Below are 4,388 nucleotides of genomic sequence, written 5' to 3'. Positions count from 1 at the left end.
TTTCCCAGATGAAAATAGGTGCGATATTCTCGCCAATATTCTAGTGTTATTAGTAGTTGGTCTTCCGTACTCAATTTGCTAGGTCTTCCTGTCTTTTTTTGCCAAACTTTTTCTGCCTCTAGGACTGTTACCATATCCTTAAATGTATCTGGATACACGCCACACAAGCGTTTGAACTCTGTTAGCTTTAAAGTTTTTACTTGTTCGTAAGTCATCTTTCAATCTTAACTCTTGGACTATTTTATCCTATTTTGTCTAGACTTATGCAAGAGATCTATTGATTAAGAAGTTGGCCTTATCTATAATTTTACTGCGCTTATTTTTGTATATTGCAATTGATCTGGCATTTTTCCCTGCACCCTCACGTTATTTATTCCCCAGTAATCCATTGCTATCGGCACTGTCAATTCTAAACTTATATGTTACAACTAAACTTTTAAGGTCATTTCGATTTTAAGCTTGATATAGCTAAGGTTTATGGCTGTGAAACCAAGATAAACTTCAATTTTTAATTTTTCAGTATCATTTTCTCTGGGTTGCCGAATTTTTGCCCTAAGCTGTTCGTAATCTAAACCCCGTTGTTGGGATGCTGAAGGCTGTGTCTAGCTTAGATAGCTTCGGAAATCTGGATAATGAACAGCCCACTCATTATAGGTTATTGGGGACAAAGACAAGCCAATCAATTAAGGCAGCACTATTGAGCAATCAAAAATCTGTTGTCACAAATGTCAATAATCCTGTTATACTCTTGAGCAAAACGACTCCACCGCGATTGTTATGCTGGAAAATCAGGTCATGGCAGATGCCGCCTCTAATGAGCAGATACCTACTCTAGAATTATCGATCGTCATGCCCTGTCTCAACGAGGCGGAAACCCTGGCCACCTGTATCGGCAAAGCGCGAGATTATCTGGAACGACAGAAAATTGCGGGAGAGGTGCTAATCGCCGATAATGGCAGTAGCGATGGTTCCCAAGAAATTGCCACTAATTCAGGGGCGCGGGTGGTTCCCATCCCGGAAAGGGGTTATGGTAGCGCCCTGCGGGGAGGTATCGCCGCCGCCAAAGGTCAATACATTATTATGGGGGATGCCGATGATAGCTATGACTTTACCAATCTCTCGCCTTTCCTAGAAAAATTGCGACAGGGTTATGATTTGGTGATGGGCAATCGTTTTCAGGGGGGAATTAAACCAGGGGCGATGCCAGTATTGCATAAGTATCTGGGCAATCCTGTCTTGACTTGGTTAGGACGGTTATTTTTTGGCAGCCCCTGTGGTGATTTTCACTGTGGATTGCGCGGGTTTAGTAAACAGGCGATCAAACAATTGAACCTACGCACCACTGGCATGGAATTCGCCAGCGAGATGGTGGTGAAAGCATCCCTCTACGGCCTGAAAATTACCGAAGTACCAACCACTTTATCCCCTGACGGTCGTAGTCGTCCCCCCCACCTAAAAACTTGGCGCGATGGCTGGCGACATCTCCGATTCCTCTTAATGTATAGTCCTCGCTGGTTGTTTCTCTATCCCGGACTGGCTTTAATGTTTCTGGGGTTTGTGGCGACGATTTGGTTTATTCCTCAACCCAGAGTTCACACCCTTCTCTATTCAGCCACAGCTTTGATTATTGGCTTTCAAATCGTCAGTTTTGCCATCTTCACAAAAGCTTTTGCTATCAGCGAGGGTTTATTACCGGAAGACCGAAAATTAAGACGATTTTTGCGTTATATTAATCTGGAGGTGGGATTGAGCATTGGCGTAATTTTATTGGTACTAGGTATGGGCGGTTCACTGTATGCTTTATACATTTGGAATGCTCGACTTTATGGAGCCTTAGATCCAGCCGTGACCATGCGGATTGTCATTCCTTCCGTAACCGCTCTAGCGTTGGGAGTACAGGTGGTTTTTTCCAGTTTCTTTTTAAGTGTTTTGGGATTGAAACGAAGATAAAAATAATGGTAACTGATTGTTATCGGCTTTATTGCTTCTAAACTTATATGTTACCCTTCAACTTTCGTATACTCAAAAATACCAAGAAATAGACAATCATCCTAGTTCTTATGGTATCCGTATTAAACAGGGTAAGCTCATCTAATTTAGCAGTTAAGTAGGTAGGCACAATTATTTGTAGGATGGGTTAGCGGTAGCGTAACATAATCGGGCGTTGGGTTTCATGCTTCAACCCAACCTACGTTCATTTTATATTTAATTCCACCCACCTACTTAATCATATTCAAGCCAAAAAAGCTGACTACGTTGTCGCCCTTAAAGCTAATCATCCGACTCTTTATACTCAGGTCAAAAACTGGTTTGAGCAAGCTCAAGCACATCAATTTGATGGTATTCAATTTAGTTATGATTACCGTCTGGAAAAAGGTCATCATCGTCTCGAAAAACTTTGGTGTTGGGCTGTCCCCTTAGAAGCTTTCGGCAGTCTTTATCAACAAGCTCAATGGCAAGGAATTCAAAGTATTATCATAGTTAAACGAGTTCGTCATCCTGGTCATAAAACCACTTGTGAAGTCCAATTTTATCTCAGTTCTCTCCCAGCTGATGCTCAAAAAATAGGTAATGCTATTCGTAAACATTGGAGCATTGAAAATCAGGCTCATTGGATTTTAGATGTTACTTTTAATTAAGATAAATGTCGGATTCGCTCTGGTCACAGCCCTCGTAATTTTGCATTCTTGAGACGAGTAGCACTTAACGCTCTTAACCAGGAATCCACTTACCGACGTAGTCTGGCACAAAAAAGTAAACGGGCGGCCATGGATAATAACTATATGATGGCTGTGCTGAAAGCCTTTTGTCAAGCCTAATTGAGATGCTCTTACCCTGGGTGATTCTGGCAAGAGCATTTGTTCGCTTGACTCGCTGTTCTTACTCATTATACTATAACAGTCCTTGGGCTATCAATTTTTCGAGATACCCAACTATGTAAACAAATATATTATGAATCAAGGCATTGACTATTTTAATCGTGGACATTGGTTAACAGGGATTCAAGAACGCTTAAGTGTAGAAGCTCGCCGTAAGATGTTTGATTTAGCTATGAACAAACTCGATTTACGGGCAGGAGAAAGTATTATTGATATTGGTTCTACTCCAGATGTGGAGAGGATAGACAGTAACTGTATGATTCCCTGGTTTCATGAAGCAGGGTTAACTGTCGCCCTCTCTTCCCCAGAAGACATTTCTTCCCTGAGCCAAGTGTTTCCTTTTGCCAAAATTTTAAGCCCCAATGGATTTCATCGCCCAATTCTTGCTAAGGAGTGTGAGTTTGATGTAGCCACCTCTAGCGCAGTTTTAGAACATTGTGGTTCGACTCATTTACAGGTTGAACATATTCGAGAGTGTGCCAGAGTTGCTAGTAAAATATTCTTAACTACACCCAATCGTTGGCATTGGCTAGAATTTCATACTAAACTTCCCCTAATCCATTGGTTACCTAAATCTTGGCATCGGTTTCTATTAAATATAGTCGGGTTATCCTTCTGGGCTAAGGAAGATAATTTAAACCTACTGGGTAGAGCCGAATTATTAAACTTAGCTAAACAAGCTTTAGGAGACAATTTCAGTATTAGAGTCGAAACCATCTGGGCGCTGGGAATGCCTTCCAATTTAGTATTATTAGCTAGACGTATTAATGACTAATACAGGGTAAGCGCATCTTAACAATCCTTGACAAAATGAACTTTATGTGAGTTGCTTACCCAGAGGTACATTCAGGCATATTTGAGGAGAATTTGCCATCTCAATTGTTAAGCAAAAATCGACCCAATGTTAAGATTTCGTAACTATTCTGATTGACTGGTATCACTTGAAATGCCCACACAGCAAGCAGATCACAAAAGGGGCTAATTGTCAATAGCGTTTGAGATGCGCTCACCCTGGTATTAAATGTAAAATACTTGGATAAAACGTCAAGGTAGTTATGCAGACAAAGAACTCGTATTTTTTAGATTTAACTCCTCTAAGAGAATTGATGCTTTCCAGAACCTTCTGGTTCAGTCTCAGCATCGTATTCTCTATTTTGTACAGTATCTTATTCTTACAAATCGCTTTCGGTAGCGAGTACAGTATTCAGGATGACGCACGCCGTAGTATTGTTGACTTCTAGGAAAGAATAGGGCTGACCGGCTACGGTAAAATTAGGGTTTCGGCTGATCCCGAACTCAGGTTAGTTATGATACTAGCTAATTTGATAGCTTTTTACTATCCTCCGATGCTGCCGCTTCTAGGCTGGTAATTGCGGTTTCTGCCGTCAAAATAGGAGGAACATCACTTAAACTAGCAGTTTGATAAACCTGTTCATTTCTAGCAAATAAATTGCTCATATCTTGAGAATAATTAGAAGCGATCGATAGCAAAGCTCCGGCAAAAATATA

At 41.0% G+C, this 4,388-nt stretch carries 4 protein-coding genes and 1 pseudogene; 3 read left to right on the top strand and 2 right to left on the bottom strand.

All coding sequences use genetic code 11. The annotated features are described in order from the left end of the window. Positions 1 to 215, bottom strand: a 215-nt coding sequence (locus IM462_RS03695) for a helix-turn-helix domain-containing protein (RefSeq protein WP_287714850.1), incomplete at its 3' end; no start/stop codon positions are given. A gap of 562 nt (positions 216 to 777) precedes the next feature. On the opposite strand from IM462_RS03695, the gene IM462_RS03690 reads away from it, so the two are divergent. From IM462_RS03690 to IM462_RS03680, 3 genes and pseudogenes are all read left to right on the top strand, one after another. Next, complete coding sequence (locus IM462_RS03690; RefSeq protein ID WP_287703109.1) at positions 778 to 1,950, top strand: glycosyltransferase family 2 protein; 1,173 nt, start codon at positions 778 to 780, stop codon at positions 1,948 to 1,950. 287 nt (positions 1,951 to 2,237) lie between these two features. Further along, positions 2,238 to 2,819, top strand: a pseudogene (locus IM462_RS03685) (ISAs1 family transposase); the annotation flags it as partial. Positions 2,820 to 2,952: 133 nt separating this feature from the next. Then, complete coding sequence (locus IM462_RS03680; protein ID WP_002756702.1) at positions 2,953 to 3,654, top strand: hypothetical protein; 702 nt, start codon at positions 2,953 to 2,955, stop codon at positions 3,652 to 3,654. 542 nt (positions 3,655 to 4,196) lie between these two features. Here IM462_RS03680 and IM462_RS03675 read toward each other — a convergent pair. After that, positions 4,197 to 4,388, bottom strand: a 192-nt coding sequence (locus IM462_RS03675; RefSeq protein WP_287703111.1) for a hypothetical protein, incomplete at its 5' end; no start/stop codon positions are given.

The organism is Microcystis sp. M144S2 (genome assembly GCF_020246065.1).
Lineage (GTDB): Bacteria > Cyanobacteriota > Cyanobacteriia > Cyanobacteriales > Microcystaceae > Microcystis > Microcystis ichthyoblabe_A.
Note: the sequence above shows the minus strand (reverse complement) of the source record. Positions and strands in the feature narration are given on the sequence as shown.

Coding starts and splice junctions, on each gene's coding strand:
- IM462_RS03690 (WP_287703109.1), top strand. CDS start 778: ATGCTGGAAAATCAGGTCATGGCAGATGCCGCCTCTAATGAGCAGATA.
- IM462_RS03680 (WP_002756702.1), top strand. CDS start 2,953: ATGAATCAAGGCATTGACTATTTTAATCGTGGACATTGGTTAACAGGG.